This is a genomic window from Bremerella cremea, from assembly GCF_003335505.1.
Classification (GTDB): Bacteria; Planctomycetota; Planctomycetia; order Pirellulales; family Pirellulaceae; genus Bremerella; species Bremerella cremea_A.
Genome location: NZ_QPEX01000044.1, coordinates 119447 through 138300, shown reverse-complemented (window position 1 = coordinate 138300; position 18854 = coordinate 119447). Strand labels below are relative to the sequence as shown.

At 53.3% G+C, this 18854-nt stretch carries 10 protein-coding genes; 7 read left to right on the top strand and 3 right to left on the bottom strand.

Features of this window, described 5'->3' with window-relative positions; all coding sequences use genetic code 11:
* The first annotated feature begins 184 nt into the window (after positions 1-184).
* Positions 185-577, top strand: a complete 393-nt coding sequence (locus DTL42_RS20130; protein ID WP_114371403.1) for an acyl-CoA thioesterase — start codon at positions 185-187, stop codon at positions 575-577.
* Positions 578-608: 31 nt separating this feature from the next.
* On the opposite strand, the gene DTL42_RS20125 is transcribed toward DTL42_RS20130, so the two are convergent.
* The gene (locus tag DTL42_RS20125) at positions 609-3374 is read right to left on the bottom strand and encodes a dockerin type I domain-containing protein (RefSeq protein ID WP_147274375.1); all 2766 of its coding nucleotides are present in this window, start codon (positions 3372-3374) and stop codon (positions 609-611) included.
* A gap of 85 nt (positions 3375-3459) precedes the next feature.
* Positions 3460-5406, bottom strand: coding sequence for a hypothetical protein (locus DTL42_RS20120; protein ID WP_114371399.1), 1947 nt, complete (start codon positions 5404-5406; stop codon positions 3460-3462).
* Between the two features lie 522 nt (positions 5407-5928).
* Here DTL42_RS20120 and DTL42_RS20115 point away from each other — a divergent pair.
* Positions 5929-8397 (top strand): SdrD B-like domain-containing protein, encoded by a 2469-nt coding sequence (locus DTL42_RS20115; RefSeq protein WP_114371397.1) that lies wholly within the window; start codon positions 5929-5931, stop codon positions 8395-8397.
* A gap of 97 nt (positions 8398-8494) precedes the next feature.
* Here DTL42_RS20115 and DTL42_RS20110 read toward each other — a convergent pair whose 3' ends face one another.
* The gene (locus DTL42_RS20110) at positions 8495-9892 is read right to left on the bottom strand and encodes a BBP7 family outer membrane beta-barrel protein (protein ID WP_114371395.1); all 1398 of its coding nucleotides are present in this window, start codon (positions 9890-9892) and stop codon (positions 8495-8497) included.
* Positions 9893-10425: 533 nt separating this feature from the next.
* On the opposite strand from DTL42_RS20110, the gene DTL42_RS20105 reads away from it, so the two are divergent.
* The 5 genes from DTL42_RS20105 to DTL42_RS20085 all read left to right on the top strand — a co-directional run bounded on the left by DTL42_RS20105 (position 10426) and on the right by DTL42_RS20085 (position 18725).
* The gene (locus DTL42_RS20105; protein WP_114371393.1) at positions 10426-12447 is read left to right on the top strand and encodes a preprotein translocase subunit SecA; all 2022 of its coding nucleotides are present in this window, start codon (positions 10426-10428) and stop codon (positions 12445-12447) included.
* 333 nt (positions 12448-12780) lie between these two features.
* Positions 12781-14829 (top strand): HlyD family efflux transporter periplasmic adaptor subunit, encoded by a 2049-nt coding sequence (locus DTL42_RS20100; RefSeq protein WP_158545488.1) that lies wholly within the window; start codon positions 12781-12783, stop codon positions 14827-14829.
* 89 nt (positions 14830-14918) lie between these two features.
* The gene (locus DTL42_RS20095; protein ID WP_114371389.1) at positions 14919-15860 is read left to right on the top strand and encodes an efflux RND transporter periplasmic adaptor subunit; all 942 of its coding nucleotides are present in this window, start codon (positions 14919-14921) and stop codon (positions 15858-15860) included.
* Positions 15861-15950: 90 nt separating this feature from the next.
* Positions 15951-18197: an HlyD family efflux transporter periplasmic adaptor subunit gene (locus DTL42_RS20090; RefSeq protein WP_114371387.1), complete on the top strand. Its 2247-nt coding sequence runs from the start codon at positions 15951-15953 to the stop codon at positions 18195-18197.
* 183 nt (positions 18198-18380) lie between these two features.
* On the top strand, positions 18381-18725 hold the full coding sequence (locus DTL42_RS20085) for a DUF3467 domain-containing protein (protein ID WP_114371385.1): 345 nt from the start codon (positions 18381-18383) through the stop codon (positions 18723-18725).
* The last annotated feature ends 129 nt before the right edge of the window (positions 18726-18854 follow it).

Sequence of the window (18854 nt, the reverse complement as noted above, 5' to 3'; positions counted from 1 at the left end):
TAGGGCAACCTTTTAAGGTGATTTTCACAGAAGAAAGACTTGCCTATGGCCCTCAAGCTCACGCTCGATAAGATCAAACGTGGGGAGCACTCTTCGGCGATGGCGACCAGAGAACCGCTCTAGTCCATAAGTTTGAGGCCCCTTATTGGGTTGGCAACGCAATCCTCAACCTACGAGGCGTGGGATGAATTTTCGCTACCGTACTTTTGAGACGACGTTTACTGTTTTCCCGCACATGACGAACTACATGTACCCCATGGTGTTTGGCGGAGAAATGTTAAGTCAAATGGATATTGCTGCCGCAATGAATGTCCGCCGTGCTTTGTACGATTCGCCAACCGGCTGCGATAACGCCGTCACGGTGCATTGCACCGATATCAACTTTCTTGTCGGCGCCCAGGTCGGTGACCTGATTCTATTGAAGTCCGAAATCGATGAAGTGGGGACGAAGTCGATATCAGTGCGGGTAGAAGGGTTTCGAGAACGCGCCGATGGGGTAGAAAAACTATGCGACGGTCGATTTATCTTTGTTGCCCAAAAGGAAGGTGTTTCCCAAGCTCATGGTTTGGAAATATAGAGACCGAGGTCAGCCCAGCCCAAGTGAACTGTTAGAGAGCATTAGGCTCGATCAGGGCCGAGTCGGCTAGGTCGGCAAAGAATTCGTCAGCGGCCCGCTTGCTGCGATCAGCAGAGGATTCGTCTTCGTCCTGGTCCGACGCAATGGCATCAAACAACGCAGCATTCTGAAGCCCCATCGCTAACGTAGGAGCAACACTGGTTAAAAACTCGCGGGGGACCGGTTTACTCTCTCGCGAAGTCGACACACGAGCAATTTGGGCTAGGCCGCTCGTTGGCAATGCCACGGGAGACCATGTGATTTCGTTTGAGCGAGTAGATGCCAAGTGGGAAACCGTGGCAACATCCGAGGAGAATACGTCGGTAGGCGTGGTCAAACTCGCCGAGGACGGTTCCGCTTCCGTGATCGGAGAAACGCCTAGCGATGTCGAAGTGCCACTCGGGGTGAAAACGTAAACGAAATCGGGTTCCCCTGCGAGCGAACTCAGATCGATGTCTTGCAATGTCTTGGCGTCGATGACAGAAAGTAGATCGAGCTTGTCGAACCGTCCATCTCCGTTGACGTCGAGGTAGGGATCGCCGTTACTGTGTGTGGCCACAAGCAGGCGACTTGATGTCGCCGAGCCAGCAGTAAAGGCCGGGCTTTGCAATTCGCTAAGCACTAAGTTGATATCGCTATCGTCGACCAGGCCATCATGATTCAAATCCGCACGAACGATGGGATTGTGCCACGAGGTTTCTGCGATCGAAACCGAGAAACTTGAGCGCTGGGTACCGGCTTGGGGAGTTAGAGAAACGTTCGTTCCAGCGATATCTGCAAAGAACGCCTGCTGTCCATTACCTGGCGCCACTTTTAGGCGGTAATCGCCGATTACATCGAATGGAAGCGTAAAGGCCCCTAACGCGTTGGTGGTCGCGGTATTGGGGCGGCCGATCTGAAGGTTGTCGAGGCCGACCAAAAGTGGCTGGCGGTGTGGATCGTCTGTGTTGTTTAAATGGCCTCGCGCGATGGCATAAGAGGCAACAGCCGAATCAAGTTCGACCAACATGGTTTCTGATGTGCCGGCCGCCAGGACGCTCGTGGTATAGCGGCCTAACAGATTGTCATCGGCATCGTACAGCTCAAGAATGCCTCGATCGCCGTCTAGTTGAGCAATCGCGTCAATCGAAACACGACTCACCGGCGTGGCGAAGTCCATTCTAAGTTGACGTTGCTCCGACCAGAGGTTGCTCCAGGAATTGCCGGAATAGTTGTAGAAGCCGCGAGAACCAGTGCTCGACAACGAACTGTTCCGGGAGGAAACGTCCGCAAGGCCAGGATCAATTTCTCCGCCAAAAGCAGATAGTCTAACGCCATAAATCGGGTCGTAGAAAATATGCCCTTGGTCGTAGTCGTCCGGTTCGATAATCGTTTGCGAAACGATCGGGTTTCCCTGGGCATCGGTCACGACAACTTGCCAGCCCGCCAGCCCGGTTTCCCCTGGATCGTAGCTGCCGTTGCTGTTGCTATCGTAAGTGACGTAGCCGGTAAAGCCATGGACATCCAGCGAGTCAATATGCGATGTCGAAGCGGTAAGTACGCTGGATTCAATCATTCCGGTGGCGTCGACCAGGCGAACTTCAACTTCGTGCTGGCCGGTGGGCAATTGCAAGGTGAAATCGAGATCGGCTGTATAGTCATCGATGACTGGACCTGTCTGCCAGTCCCCGCCGTCGACACGATACTCGACATGGCTGATGCGATTGGTCGTCAGCGAATTCTGGAGCCCCCACGAGTTCATGTTTGGTAGAACGCCAATGGAACCGTGCCCCACGATACGAAGCTGATTGGTTGCTGGATCGTAGGCGGAGGAAGCTGAAAACTCCATCGGCACGTCGAATACGTCGAACAGGCCATCCCCATCGGAGTCTTGCCAGCCAATCGACGCGAGCGAAGATGGGCTGCTGGTGTGGTTGGCATAGGCCGTGGTGAGCGCTGCGGAATCGCCGAGCAAGCTTGTTACAATCGAACCTGGGTTCGGATTGCCATCTTTGGCGTTGGTGTTTTGAGTGTTGTAGTAACCACGCGTATCGGTGTAATCGCCAGACGCGGCGTATTCGTCCATCGCCCAAAACTGATGAGAAGTTTCGTGGGCGATCGTACTGGCGGGGCGCTCGGATGGGATCGCCATGAAAGCTCCCCCGGCGATTGAAAAAGCACCGCGGACACTGCCTGGTGCAAACAAGCCGTCCGAGTCGTTCTCGGCGTTGATCACAAAGATGGTAAACGCCCAGTTCGCGTTATGATCGATACGCTGTTGGTTGTTGAAGCGGCGGACGTCGTTATCAATTTCGTTGGTGCGATCGGCACCCACATAATCCAGAAACGTACCGGCCCAGGTTTCAAACGAAGTGGCGGCCTGGGAGATCGGTTCCATCCCAATTGGAACGGGATTGTCGGCGTAGGTGTAATCGATATCGAAATTCAGTTGGTGAACACTCGATTCCTGGGCGAGCATATCTTCCCACCACTGCATCGCCTCTTCAATCCGCTGTTTAACTTCCGAGCGATGCGACTCGGTCCAGTTTTCGGTATTGTTGATACCGCTGCCGGTCGACTCGAAAAAGACAACGGAAACGGCGACGTCTCCCAACATGAACTCGCCGGTGTCGAGGTCTTGCGCTCCCCAAGGAACCGAGGAAAGAGGAAGCCGCGCTTCGAGCTGTTCCAACCTTGCCACTCGTCGAAGCGGCTTATGAGCACGCTTCCTGCCGCCACGCTGCGTGGTGGAACGTCGAGTCGGATTCGGTTGGGGCATGCGTTAATCCAGCAGCAAACGCGAAGGTCGTCGAAAAGAATAGCAAGGAAAGCCGACCATGGAGCGTGCCACGACCAGCGAAGGTTTACAACTGATCTTCATCTTCCCACAACGCTAATACTTCGTCGGCGCTGTTGGCAAAGCTGGTCTCTTCGTCTTCCGAGGCCAACGAGTCATCCCACGAACTGGACGTCATTGCGATCAAGTCGTCCTGATCATCCAATTTGGCGACGTAAGTATCAGTCGAAGTCGTGGGATCGGTTGCGGTTCCGCTGTTTTCTTCCGGCAGTTGTGTTGAGCTACCGGTCGAACTGGTACTGGTTACGGGCAGGATTAGCAGGCTTTGGGTAACCGTCTCGGAAGAAGTCGCGTTTGTCGTTACCAGCTGCGACGTTTCAGCAACTGGTACCGGCTGGCTGCTGATCGAACGGCTATCAACGGGTTCTCCCTCAAGCAGAAACGACGAACCCATCAATGCTGGCGGGGTGCTTAAGTCGCCAGGATAACCAGGCAGATAGATACGCGTTGAATTGACCGCTGCCGATTGCCCGAAGTTTTGCACAAAGTAGCTGAAGTCGCTCAGGCCGACGCTGCCGTTGTCATCGAAGTCAAATTTGCGTACCTCGGGGTCGCCGTTTACGGTCTTACCAAACGCAATGACAAAGTCTGCGAAGTCTGCCAAGCCAACCACGCGATCTTCACCATTGGCCACATCGTAAAGAACCGGCCAGACATCGAAGCTTACCCCGGTTGGCGTTGTGCCGTCGACGATAGCAACAAAGTCGGTCGTTTTGTTGATGACGGTTGCGCTCGTATCGGAAAGCGATACTACCGATGATCGCGTCGACTGAAGTTCGCCGTTGGTATAGTCGACCGACAGTTCCATCTTGGAGCGAAGCAGAATACGACCGATAAGGGCATATTGATCGTCCCCTAAGTTCGTCGCAAGCGTATTAAAGCCGACCGTTACGCTGCCGTTGTCGTCGTCCGCTTCGGCTAAATAGACCGAATAACGAAGATTGGTCGGATCTTCATTACGACCGACTGCTTTGACAAACTCAAAGTCATTGGCGTTGTAGTCTACCGTTACGACGCCATTGATTAGGGAATTTCCGGCAGGGGCTTTGCCATATACCTCGACATAGAAAAAGTCCCACTCGTCCATGTAATCAAGGTTCTCTGGCAGCGATGAGACTTCGCCACCGGTGGTAAGTGTCGGATCGAGCACGTACCGAACCTCGAAATCTGCCGTATTTGCGGCAGTCACCTGTAGGCCAACCCCTTCAAAGTAAACCTGGTTCTCCGCCGTGAGCCGCTGCTGGCCATAATGATAAAGCGAGAAATATTCGTCCGCATCTTCGGTTGCGGCAACGAACTCGTCACCTGTTAAGCGTTGCAACTGAGGCACGCCGTCGACATAGTTCACGGCCCAGTCTTCAGGAAGCTGGTTGGGGTTTTCGACGTAGTCGAGCACGTCGAAATGGAAGTGAGGATTGATTCCTTCTTCCATGTTGTATGTTCCTGGCTGCTGGGCAATCATGCGGAACGAGAGAAGCTCGACCTCGGTTGGGTGCAAGTTGCCGCTAATATCGATATTTTGAACGCCAAGTCGCCCGATGTACCCATCGACATCCGTGGCGGGCGTGTTCGCAGCGACTGGGTTAATCGTCGAGCCAAGGTGAACTCCGTAGCTTTCGTCGAAATCGAAGCCGGCCGAATCATAGGTTACGTTGAAGTAAGCCGTGAAAAAGCCCCAGGGATTGCCCAAAATATCGTTGGCCGTGTCGACATTCACGGTGACACCGGCATCGCCACGGCGATCTTCGATGTAGGCTTTGACGAGAAAGCTCTCCCCTTGAGCCACCTGTTGGATCCGGTTTCCACTCAGGTCGGTTGCTTCCAGCCGGAGCGAAATCAATTCGCCCGACGCGTCCAGCATCTCGCGGACTTCTAGTGCTTCGAATCCGACCTGATGTTTCCAGTTTCGGGAGATGGAATTGCGGAGATTGGTGCGAGATCGAGCTTTTTTCATGATGTTCGCAATATCGTAAGAGCCAACAGGTGACGGACCTGGGACGAACCGAATAGGGGGAAATCGTACGAAAGTGGCGTGCGGCGATGCCCATGCCTAGGTCTCAGCGTAATTGACGTCGGGACGAACGCAATCACGTAAATCCTTAACAGCAATAGACTTTAGGGGTTATGCGGGTTATTCCAATTATCTCCCCTTAGCGCAGCATGCCACACCAATTTGACGTGTGACGAGGCCAATAGTTCCGGCTCAGATTGCAATATTACGAAATTCAGCACTTTTTCTTCAAGTCGCGCGGAACTTCTGACCGGCAGCCAGCGACCAAGTGGCTAGTAGAATGCGGAAACTTTGTGGATGACGGCAAATTTACTTCCAGTTAGGGATGTGCTGACCGGAAGAAAAAGTTTGCAAAGGCCAATTGGGCTAATTAATCTGGACAACGTCGGCAAAAGCCCCCTCAGTTTCCTAAACTGCTTATTTTGTAACTTGCCTAATCGAAAATATAGGTTGCCGTAGGTCGCCATGAAAAAATCCAAGAGCCGCCAGCACCGCGTCCCCTCGCATTCCCTTAAACGCGCCAAACGGCAACGCGGTCTTCGCCGAATGGAGCAACTCGAAACCCGGTCCATGCTGGCTGGGGATGTCGGGGCCCCCTGGCATAATGAAATTCTACCTACCGATGTAAACTCGGATGGGGTGCTTGACCAACAAGATATCGAGATCTTGGTCGGCGAACTAAAGACCATGAAACTTGGCTCGTTTTCTGCCAAGAGTGGTCTGCTGGAAGGGGAACAATCCCTTTATCTTGACGTCGATAACGACGGGAAGCTCACTCAACGCGATCTTCTGAGCGCGATGGATGCGTTGACTTTGGAAGGTGAGCCTGAAGTCGCTGCTCCCTCTTTTCGGGCCGACTACGATGTTGAAATCGTATACGACTCGAACACGACCACCGAAGGTGGATCTGCAAACGTCGCTCTCAACGATACGTTTACCTTAAACATTTATGTCACGGACGTATCAGAGACCCCGTCTGGTTTTTCACAAGCGTTTGCGGACATTAAGTTTGATTCGTCTAAGCTGACGATCCAAAATCCTTCTACCGACATCCAGATGGGGCCAGGCTTTAGCTCGCAAACTGGCGACGTTCCTAGCAACGTGACGCCCTACGGTGGCAAGAATGCGAACGACAATCAATTCAGCACAGCCGATAAGCTATTGTGGATGGGTGGTATCTATGCACCTGCTCCTGCGAATGGTGCGCAAAGGTTCCTCTTGGCGAGCGTGAAGTTCCGAGCTGTCGCGGAAGGTGCGGTTGATTTTGAGATTGATGTACGCAACTACACATTGAGTAGTGAGCTGGGAACCCCAGATCCAGAAGCGACTGAGGTTGCCTTCAATCAGAAAGAACGTAGCGGAAACGATACCGAAGACCCGGATGTTAACCTCAACGCCACATTAGTCTACGCTCCCGGGGCCGTTGGGCAGGAACTGGTTCGTTTCGACGGTGGCAAGGTCAGCATTGATATTGCTGCCACACCAGTCGGTGGAGCTAACTTCGATTCTTACAATGTCAACGAAGATTACTTCGGCGACGATGCAAACAGCACCCCTCCGGTAGTCACCATCGGTGGCGTACAGTATTACGTTCTAGATGTTCTGGCCAACGACCTGGATTCGGCTTTGAACGCAGTCACTGGGGATCGTAGCCGCTTCAATATTGATTCGATCACCCAGCCTACCAACGGTAGTGTGTCGATTCAAACCAATGCCCAAAGCGTGGCTGAAATCGCGGCGACGGGCATCACCTCGCACCAAGTCTTGCTCTATCAAGTGCCGAGTAACTTGGGTGGTATCAACGAAAGCTTCAGCTATACGATCACCGATTCTGGAGCATCTGATAACGCTGGCACCTCCTCGGCAGATGTTTTGGTTGCCATCTCGAAAGTCGATGACGCGCCGATTGCTAACGATAGATTCTTCACCATAGAAGAGGGGGTGCCGCTCATCGGCAACGCGTTGGACTACGCCTCGCTGCAAGGCGGAGCAGACGAAAATGAAACGTTGACTTTCGTCGAGTTCATTGTTCCGGCGAACCTCCAGGGGACGTTTACTCCGATTCTCGACTTGAACGATCAGCCAACCGGAGCTTTCGTGTACACTTCCAACTTTCCTGGTCTGACGGAGTCGGTCCAATATGTCGTTTCCGATGGTGGTGAACAAACCGCTACCGGCACGCTGACTTTCAAAACGCAGTTGGACAGTCTGATTGAAGGTGTGGTTTACTTCGACGCCGACAATGACGGTGTGGTTGACGAAAACCTTGACATCGAAGCCAGTGCCGAAGTTCGGATTGGCGGCGTTGACTTGGAACTGGTCAATTCCGCAACCGGAGCCGTGATTGCCACTACCCGTACCGATGCCTTTGGAACTTACAGCTTCAGCGGATTTGATGAAGGCAACTACTCGGTTCGCGTGGTCGATCCTCGCTTTACTCGTAAGGGCAAAACGACGGCAGGTGATTTCACCATCACTGGTAACGAAATCAGCGGCATCGGAATTGGTAATGGCCAGCCAGGCCGTTATTCCGGTCTGAACTTTGGCTACCGTGGTCGCGATTACCAGTATATTAGCCGGTTAGACCAGATGGCTTCCGTCTCGGAAGACAGCATCACTCTAGCATTCTCTAAGAGTGGTGGCACCGCGACCTTAGAATGGTACTCAGTGGACGAAGGATGGGACCGGTTGGTGAATATCAACTCGGATTACATCTATCTCGATCCGGCTACCAAGTCGATGCAGGTTGCCTTTGAGGTGAGTGTCGAAGGACAAGAGAACTCGCAATACGTAGTCCAGGCCTTCTCGCCATCGATGCCTGGTTACGTGGTCGTCGCCGAAACCGCGGAAGGCGTTATCATTCGCATCAGCGGTTCCGGTTCGCAAGTGATGACGAACCTGGCTGCGGTCGATGCGGCGTTTGCCAACCTTTAATCGTGGTTGGTTAACCAACATCCAATAAAAAAAAGAGCCCGCTTCGTTTCCGAATGCGGGCTCTTTGCTTTCTTGTCGCTGCTTTTTCAAGCTGCGATTAGTAATGATATTCCACACCAGCGGTCATGCCCAGAATCCAATATTCCTGTTCGTTGAACTGGAAGACCGGGGCCGATCCGTTGGGATTGATGTTGTTGTTGACCAAAGCCCCGCCGGTGACGATGTCGTTGAAGTAGATGAACGTCGCACCGAGTTTGAGGTCGAGGTTGCAGTTGTAGGCATAAATCATGTCGATGTTGATTTCAGGAACATAGACAAACTTGTTTCGGCTGAATGAACCGGAATTGCTTGCCAGGGCGTAAACCCCTTCATCCTGAGAAAAACTACCGTTGACGGTGGTTAGCCCCGAGACGGTTGCTTCCTGGTGCGAGTTACCCAAGGCAAGCTTACCCATGGCACGCCAGCTGAATGGGCCATCTTGGAACTCAGCCATCAAGCCGACATGACCACCGTGGAATTCGTTGTTGGCGTCAAAGCGATCGCTGTATTGAACAACGTCCCCTTGGCTGTAAGTGCCACCACCTGCATCTTGCACGGTGAAGGTCGCATCGTTGTGGAACCCGTCTTCCATCTTGAAGTAGGTGTAACCACCAACGAAGTCCCAGCGGTTGCCGTTATTGGTGTAAATATGCTTGGTCAGAAACGCATCGCCCATGTAGAACGTATTGCGGTTAACTAGGTTGACCGTTGTGTTGTTTGCAGCACCGGAGCCCGTACCAGGCAAGGCAACCAAAATGGAGTTTTGCAGGTTCGCGTTCAAGTCGAAGAATGGATAGGCAAGCACTGGGAACTGGGCTGAAGTTGCCGTGTAGCCCAGACTTTGATCTTCCAAAGCCATGAATCGACCACCCACGCTCCAGTTTTGGTAATCATCTAGCCACAGGCCAAGCGTCAGGCGACCGCCAACGGTTGGGTTGCCATGCTCGTTACCGTCGCCCCAAATGATCTGAGTGCTGGGATTTCCCAGGATACCACGATCTGCGTTGGCACTGGTGGTAAGGATCGGCGGGTAGTTACCACCCTTTCGCCAAACCATCATGCCCTCGAAGCTACCGTAGGCACGCGGTGGCAAAGAGCAACCGTCGCCGCAATCATCGTAGCCAGCTGCGGCATAGTTATCGTATTCAATGTAATCGCCTGCCGGTTCGTACATCGAAGGATCGTACGAGACAGGGGACACTTGGCCGTAGCCAGGTGCCGCCGCCATTTGGGCATGAGGTGCCGGTCCCATCATCGGAGCCGGACCCATTGGTCCAGGTCCGTAACCTTGTGGCATCATTCCCGGAGGTTGCATGCCAGCAGGGTCATAGGGAGCGGGCGCGCCAACAGGATATGGTGATCCCATCGGAGCATAGCCCTCTTGGGCGAAAGATCGGCTGGTTCCGAGAACCACGGCAACGATCGAGAAAGCTAGGGTGGAGTAGTTAAGCTTCATGTTGTGTGCTCGCAAACTAATGCTGTCGCTCCCAAGGCCCTGCCTCGTTCCGAACAATTGGAAGGAGAAACAAGAGCTACCGCTTGCGTCGTATGGACATCCAAAATCGACTTGGCCAACGGTGAATTCCGCCAGCTGTTGGCCATTTTCACCCCGGCGGTTTAGTTTCTGTTGTCAGGACGCTTGCCCTGCACTCGAACGGTCCGCGTACGATTATTCCGGACGTATTAGAAATGTCGGCGATTCGATGTGTGCCGGTTAAGTAAAAAGCTGCATCCAATCCGTATAAACGGAATTCTCCGCAGATGCGTACCAACACCCGACTAAAGAGGGTGAATAGGTGCAATGGGATAGATGGGATGGGTTTAGCGGTTACGCAGAGTTGAAGGTCATCGTTGAAATGTAATTCTTAGGAATGTGCTACCAAATCATGGGAACGGAAGGGGTTGTCCGCCATACTAAAATCTGACGAGGTCTATTATTAAGACGCCTTGTCATTGCCTAATCGAAAGTAAGACTGGGGATCGAACCCGTTGGACACGAATCAAACGACGCTAGACCCGCCCGAGACGGAACCTACCGAAAAGCCTGCCCCACCCAAACGGGGAGAGCCCCGGAAGTTTCGCGCCAATCCCGTTGGCTCGATCTATTCCCAGCTGACCAAGCAAGGGTTGGCTCGCTTTGTAGCCCAGCTGCCGGTGATCGATCGGTTTGAAAGCGAGTTAAAAGACCTCTCGGATCGGGAACTACGAAAATACAGCTTAGGCCTGCGACACCGAGCCAAAAGTGGCGAACCGTTGCACAAATTACTGCCCGAGGCGTTTGCCCTGGTGCGGATTGCCGGGGCCCGCACGATGAACATGCGGCACTACGAAGTGCAGCTAATCGGCGGGATGATCATGTTCGATGGCGCCATCGCTGAAATGGAAACAGGTGAAGGGAAAACGCTAACGGCTACCCTGCCGACCTACCTTTACGCTTTGCCTGGCAAAGGGGTTCATGTCGCCACGGTGAACGATTACCTGGCCGCCCGCGATGCCGAGCTGATGATGCCGGTTTACAAAATGCTGGGGATGACTGTGGGGGTGATTGAATCCCAAATGTCCTCAGATGACCGCCGAAAAGCGTATTCTTGCGATATTACTTATGGCACCTCGAAAGAGTTCGGTTTCGACTTCCTCCGCGACCGCTTGCTCATCCGCCAAACTCGAGAGCAAGGCCTGGGTGTGCTTGGCCCGCTGCTAGCTGGAAAGAAAGAGCAGAACGAGGAGCCCGTTCAACGCGAACACTTCTTTGCCCTGGTCGACGAAGCCGATAGCGTGCTGATCGACGATGCCCGTACGCCGTTGGTGATTAGTGCAATCCCAGGCGAAGCCGAAAAAGTCGCCGTGGCGTGTCATCAGTGGGCTGCTCACGCCGAGCCAGAATTTGTGGAAGACGACCACTTCGAATACGATCACGACAAAAAATCGGTCGAGCTAACCGTAACCGGACGACTCTTAGTCCGGCAAATCCCCAAGCCCAAGTTGCTTGATACGGTTGGTCTGGTCGATCTGTATGACTACGTAGAACGTGCGATCAAAGTGAATCGCGATTTTCATAGTGGTCAGCATTACGTGATTATCGATGGCGAAGTGGTGATCGTCGACGAATCGACCGGACGTATCGCAGAAGGACGTAAGTGGAGCTACGGCATCCACCAAGCGATTGAAGCCAAAGAAGGGGTTGAGGTAACCGTGGCGACCGGTCAGGCAGCACGAATCACGGTGCAAGACTTGTTTCTCCGCTATCGCCATCTCGGAGGCATGACCGGTACCGCTTCGAGTTCCAAAGGGGAATTCAAGAAGATCTACAAGTTAAACGTCATCAAGTGTCCTACCAACCGCATCCCGCAACGAAAGATTTGGCCTGATCGAGTTTTCGGCAGCGCAGATGCAAAGTGGGCCGCCATTGTGGATGAGATTCGCGAAATTAATGCCTCGGGGCGTCCTATCTTGGTCGGTACCCGTACTATTGAAAAAAGCGAAGAGCTCTCGAAGCTATTGCAAGACGCCGGCATCGAGCATGAAGTGCTGAACGCTCACCAAGTCGCCGTTGAAGCCGACATTGTGTCGCGAGCCGGCCAGCCAGGCAAAGTCACCGTCGCCACGAACATGGCCGGTCGCGGTACCGACATCAAGCTGGGCGAAGGCGTGCATGCGTTGGGCGGCTTGCATGTGATTTGTACCGAGATGCACGACTCTGCCCGTATCGACCGTCAGTTAGTTGGTCGATGTGGCCGTCAGGGTGACCCCGGCAGCACAAGACAGTTCATGGCCTTGGACGACGATTGCCTACTCATTGGCCTTGGCCCCAAACGATACAAAAAACTGGTCGCTTTCGGCGAAAAACAAACCGGAGAGCTGCCAGCTTACGCCAAACTTTTCCGAAAAGCCCAGCGTCGCATCGAGAGCAAGCACTTCGGTGATCGCAAGGTCCTCCTGCATCACGAGAAGCAGCGAAAGAAAATGCACCGTGAAATGGGCCAAGATCCTTACCTGGATTCGCCAGATTAGCCAGTGTGTTGCACTTTGGGAACATGATGGAACGAAGTTCGCTAGGTGCCCATCGAATGTTGCATTCCAACGGCAACATTACGGCACCTTTCGTCGGGATTCTTACCGTAAGTTCCTGCAGGAAACGAACAATCGAGCCATCGGTTGAGTAGAGGTCAGCGGCAATATGATCCCACTTATCCCTACATCCTACCGCAGAGTGTGTTTGGTTACCCCCTTTTCAGCTTTCAAGATTTTCGATTCTCAACTCGCTTGTTATGGTGAGACGTAGGTTTCTACGATCGCGAATCGATCGGCCCTAACCTTTTAGATTCCATTATGAATAGTCCCGGCATGTCCACCGAGCCCTCATCAGTGAATCCCGAGACCCTGGAAAGCACCAAGAAGCAGATTCGCGGGCTGATTCAAGAAATTGCCCAGCTTTCCAAACGGGATGTTCCTCCGGAAGAATACTTTAAGGATGTCCTCCCCAAGGTCGTTTCCGCCTTGGCGGCCGTCGGCGGTGCGGCGTGGGTATACGACGATCAACGTCGCCCTCAGCTCGTTTACCAAATTAATCTTAGCCGTGGCCTGATCGACCCTCAGAGTGACGAAGGCATTCGCCACTTGCGATTGATTCAAAATATGTTCCAAGGGGCCGACGCTCAACTTTTGGCGCCGCAATCGGGAGGAGCTGAAGAGAACTCGGCTGGCAATCCCACCAACCAGCTGCTGGTGGTTGCTCCGATTCAGGTCGAAGATAAGGTCGAAGGGGTCATCGAGATCTTCCAGCGACCGAACTCGGCCCCCAATAGCCAACGTGGCTATTTGAAGTTCCTCGAACAAATGTGCGGGTTGGCAACCGAATGGTTTAAAACCCGGAAGCTACGAGATTTCTCCGATCGACAGTCTCTGTGGTCGAAGATCGAACAGTTCTCGCGGGCTGTCCACGAAAACCTCGATCTACGTCAAACCGCATATACCATCGCCAACGAAGGCCGCCGTTTAATTGGCTGCGACCGAGTCTCGGTTGTCTTGCGTCGCGGTAAGTGGAAAGTGGAAGCGGTGAGTGGCCAGGATGTCTTCGACACCCGCTCGACTCAGGTTCAACTCTTGGGCAAGCTGGCTTCGCGGGTGATCGAAACCGGCGAGCCGTTCTGGTTTAGCGGAGTTACCGAAGACCTCTCGCCTCAATTGGAAACGGCAGTCCACGATTATGTAGACGAGTCGCACACCAAGACCATCGCGATCATTCCGCTACGTCGTCCAGAGCATGCCACCGACAATCAAAAGCGGGAAGAAGAAGAGCAGGAACGCCAATACCAAGGAGAAATCCTCGGAGCGTTGGTCGTCGAACAGATTGAAGACAGTTCTCAACAGGAAGAATTCTCGAAAGGGGTCGAGCTGATCTCGGAACACAGTAGCCGAGCCCTCGCCAACGCAATCGACTACAACTCGATTCCCCTGACACCAGTCTGGCGGCTGTTGGGTAAGTCGAAGGTCTTGGTATCGGCTCGCAATCTGCCCAAGACCGTGTTGGTCTCGATTGCCGCAGTCGCGATCATTGCCGCTTTGTTCCTCATTCCAGCCCCCTTCAAAGTTTCGGGCATGGCCACTCTAACCCCGGTGATGCAGCGGGAAGTGTTTGTGCATGAAGAAGGGGAAGTGACCAAAGTGCTGGTCAATCACGGCGACCATGTCCAGCAAGGACAAGTCGTGGTGGAACTCCGAAATACCGAGCTGCAGCGTCAGTACAAACAGCTAACCGGCGATTACGACAAAGCTCGCGTTAGCATGGAGAACTTGGAATTCCGTCGACGTCGACCCGACACGGTGCGAAACCCTTCGGAACTCGCCCAGATCACAATCGAGCTCGGCCAGGCACGTCAGCGTTATAACCACTTACAACAGCAAGTTGCCTTGGTGGAAGAGAAACTGGCCAAGCTGGAAGTTGCTAGTCCCATCGATGGCGAAGTCGTTTCGTGGGACGTACACGACAACTTAATGCAGCGTTACGTCACTCCTGGCCAAGTGTTGATGACGGTGGTCGATCCAGCGGGTGATTGGATCTTAGAGATCAAAATGCCGGAGAAACGAATCCAGCATATTCAAAACGCCTTGGAAAATAACCCTGGTGCGGATGCCTTGAAAGTGACCTACATCATGGCCAGCGATCCTGGTCGCCAGTTGGAAGGAACCGTAACCGACATTCAGCGTTTGGCTCAGCCGGATGCTGATGAGGGGCAGGTCGTTAAGTTGAAGGTCGCTATCAACAAACAAGACATCGAGAACCTTCGTGCGGGAGCGACCGCGACCGCTAAGGTTCACTGCGGCACCGCTCCGCTAGGCTATACCTGGTTCCACGAACTGTTTGAATTCGTTCAATCTCGAATCTTGTTCTAGTACCAGCGTTTTTCATTCAACAACTTATTTCACTTTGTATTTCCGCAGAATGAAGCGCGGAGTATCAACGTACACGAGGTCACAACCCCATGTCGAAATTCAACGCCATCCCGGTTGTTTTCGCGCTGCTGATTCCCTGCATCGTATCTGCGCAAGCTCCGTCTCCTAAATCGTCGGGAGATATTGTCATCTCTCGTTGTCTGGTATCGCTGATCGACGAGGTCAACGTCCCGGCTCAGGAAACGGGCGTGCTGCGGAAGATTCCTGTTGAACTGGGGAACTATGTCGCCCAAGGCGGCTTACTGGCTCAGATCGACGACTCGGTGCCGAAGAAACAGCACGAGATTGCCCAGCGAAAGTTCGACAAGGCCACCGAACAGGCCACCAACGATGTCGACATCAAATACGCCGCCAAGGCCGCTGAAGTCTCTCAGGCGGAACACGAACTGATGGTCGAGGCGAACAAGTCTGCTCGCGGAACGATTGCTCCGATTACGATTCGCAAGGCGAAGTTGCAGTGGGAAAAAGCGTTGCTGCAAGCCGAGCAAGCCGACATGAATTTCAAAGTCGCCGCTTTGACCGCCGGAGAAGCCCAGGCCGAAATGGAGGCCGCTCAAATCGTGATCGACCGTTGCCAAATTACTTCGCCAGTTGATGGCATCGTGGTGCAAAAGTATCGTCACGAAGGAGAATGGGTTCGCCCTGGCGATCCTTTGATGCGAGTGGTCGGCCTCAAGCGATTGAAGCTGGATGGCTCGCTCAGTGCCGACGAGCATTTGCCAAGCACGGTCATCGGCAAACCGGCGACCGTGGTGGCCACGATTCCATCCGGTACTGTGACGTTTGAAGGGACAGTAGTCTTTGCCAGCCCCGAAATTGATTCCAACGGTAACTTCGACTTCACCGTCGAAGTGCAAAATCGTCCACAGGGTAATTCCTGGTTGCTGCGTCCAGGCGGAATTGCCAGCGTAACCATTCATGCCGATCAACCTTCGACCATGCAAACCAATTTTACCGGCGTGCAAAAGTAGGGCCTACCTGCCCGGAATCGGCGTGGCCGACTGAATCCATTTTGCAAAACACTTTGATCTTATCCCTTTTTCGATCCTAGGTATTCGACGTTGGTTAGTCTTCAGGACAGTTTGGTTGCCAGTAGCAGTCGACCGTTGCCCTTGCGAGCACGGCCTGACTTGTCGGCGCGGCAGCATACCTATCAGGGACGCGGTTACTGGGTCGTTAAAGAACCGCTGGGGCTGAACTACTTTCGCTTTCAGGAAGAAGAATACGCGATCCTTAACATGCTCGATGGGAAGACATCGCTGCAAGATATCAAGGATCGTTTCGAGAAAGAGTACGCGCCACAGAAGATCAGCTTCAGTGATTTACAGCACTTCATTGGTACCCTGCATCGCAGCGGCCTGGTGATTACCACGGCGATGGATCAGGGGCGGCAATTGAAGGGGCGTCGAGACGAACGGAAGTGGAAAGAAACCGTGCAGTTGATGTCGAACATCCTGGCGGTCCGTTTTAAAGGAATCGATCCTGATCGAATTCTGACGGCACTCAATCCTTATACCCGCTGGTTGTTCACGCTGCCTGCAATGATTTTTGTGTTGTTGCTTTGCTCGTCAGCGCTGTTGTTAGTCGCTGTGCAGTACGATGTGTTCCGGTCGCGTTTGCCCTCGTTCCAAGAGTTCTTTGGGCCTTCGAACTGGTTGCTTCTAGGTGCTGTGCTGGGGGTGACCAAGATCTGCCACGAGTTTGGCCACGGTCTTTCCTGTAAGCGATACGGCGGCGAATGTCATGAACTGGGGGTTATGTTCCTGGTGATGACGCCCTGCTTGTACTGCAATGTGTCGGACTCGTGGATGCTGCCGAACAAGTGGCATCGGGCGATGATCGGCGCGGCGGGGATGTATGTGGAAGTTTTCCTGGCCTCGATCGCCACATTCGTGTGGTGGTTTAGCGAGCCTGGCTTGTTGAATCACTTGGCTTTGCAGGTGATGTTTGTCAGTTCGGTCAGTACCGTGATTTTTAACGGGAACCCCCTGCTCCGCTACGATGGTTACTACATCCTGGCAGACATCATGGAAGTTCCGAATATGCGGCAAAAGGCCAGCAGCGTGCTGCATCGGTTTATGTCGAAGTATTTTCTCGGCCTGGATCCACCAGACGATCCTTTCCTGCCGGAACGCAACCAGTTTTTCTTTGGTTTGTATACGGTCGCCTCGAACCTGTATCGCTTGGTGGTGACCGCGTCGATCATGCTATTTTTGAACAAAGTCTTCGAGCCCTATGGTTTGAAGGTGATTGGGCAGATGATTGCCTTGGCCGGTGTCTACGGCCTGGTGGTGATGCCGTTGTATCAATTGTGGAAGTTCCTGTATGTCCCTGGGAGAATGGCACAGGTGAAGCGGAAAAATGTGTTGATTACCGCTACAGCCGTGGCGGCGGTAATCGCGGGATTCATTTATATTCCCGTCCCCCAGTGGGTAAAGTGCCCGGTCGAAATCCAACCACCCAATACCGAAAGCGTGTTTGTGGTGGTACCTGGTCAACTGGAAGAGGTCTTGGTCCAGCCTGGGCAGCACGTTACTAAGGGAACGAAGCTGGCTCGAGTGTCGAACCTCGACTTAACGCTCGAACTCGTAGAGCTCGAGAACGAAGAAGAAGGGCTGGAAGACCTGCTCAAATCGACCGACCGCCAATTGTTACGAGCCAGCGATAGTTCGGAATACGAGCAAACGTTCGCCGAAGTGAAAGAACAACTCAAATCTGTGCGCCAACAGCTAGAAAAGAAGCGGCAGCAAGTGGCTCAGATTGATGTGCCTGCGCCATTCGATGGAACAATTTACCCGGTTCCCGATAAAGCATCTAGCAACAATGGCGATGGCCGCTTGCCGGAATGGTCAGGCTCGGTATTTGATGCCAAGAATCGTGGAGCGCGCCTGTCAACGAGTGATATCTTGTGCCAGATTGGCCACGCCGACGAAATGGAAGCGGTCCTTTACATCGATCAAGATTACATCGAATTGGTTCATCCTGACCAGGAAGTCGAAATCAAGCTCGATGCCTTCCCGGGACGCACCTTCAAGGGACGTATCGCCGTGATGGGAAGCTCCGAAGTCGAATTTGTGCCTCCTGCGCTCAGCACGCAATCGGGGGGCGAACTGCCAACGATCAGCGATAAAGATACTGGCCGGCTACGTCCACAAAACGCGACCTTCCCTGCTCAGGTTCCTTTAGCCGAAGGTGAAGAGGGGTTGAAGCTGGGAATGCGTGGTCGTGCCAAAGTGTGGGTGAAGTGGGAACCGCTGGGAACTCGTCTCTGGCGATACATTTCTCGCACCTTCCATTTCTACCTGTAGTCGCTAATTTACGCAGACGGGCCAACAAAGATCCAATTGTTTCGGTTCTGCGGTTTAGGTCTGGTTGATGCCACAACTTGTTCTGCCAAACTAGGTAAGGGGTATCTCATCGGACGCGAATGCCCTACTAAACTAGCCCAGTACCTTCAATGGTAAAGCTTAAATCCTAAGGAGATAGAGACCATGTCTGACGCCCCTGAAACCAAAGAACAACCAGCCGCTCCTCCTGCTCATAAACAAGTGGAACTGGATGAATCTGGTGCGATCGCTTGTTACGCGAACTTCTGCCGTGTTACCGGAACACCGGAAGAACTGATCATTGACTTCGGTTTGAATACGCAGCCGATGGTTGCCTCGCAAGAGAAGATCAAGGTCAACGAGCGAATCATTTTGAACTATTACACCGCCAAGCGTATGCTGGGTGCCCTGCACATGGCCGTTCAGCGTCATGAGGCCGCCTTTGGCACGCTGGAAACCGACATTCAGAAGCGGGTTATCCCATCCGCACAGCGTCCAGCCAACGGCTAAAACCGTTGGATTTAGCTGTCGTTTTAACGCGGAACTTACCTGTTCCGCGTTTTTTTATGCGCTTGTGGGAACGAAAGTTCAGGGGCAACCGTCATAACCTCTACGGATGGTTTCGTTCTTGGGGAATGT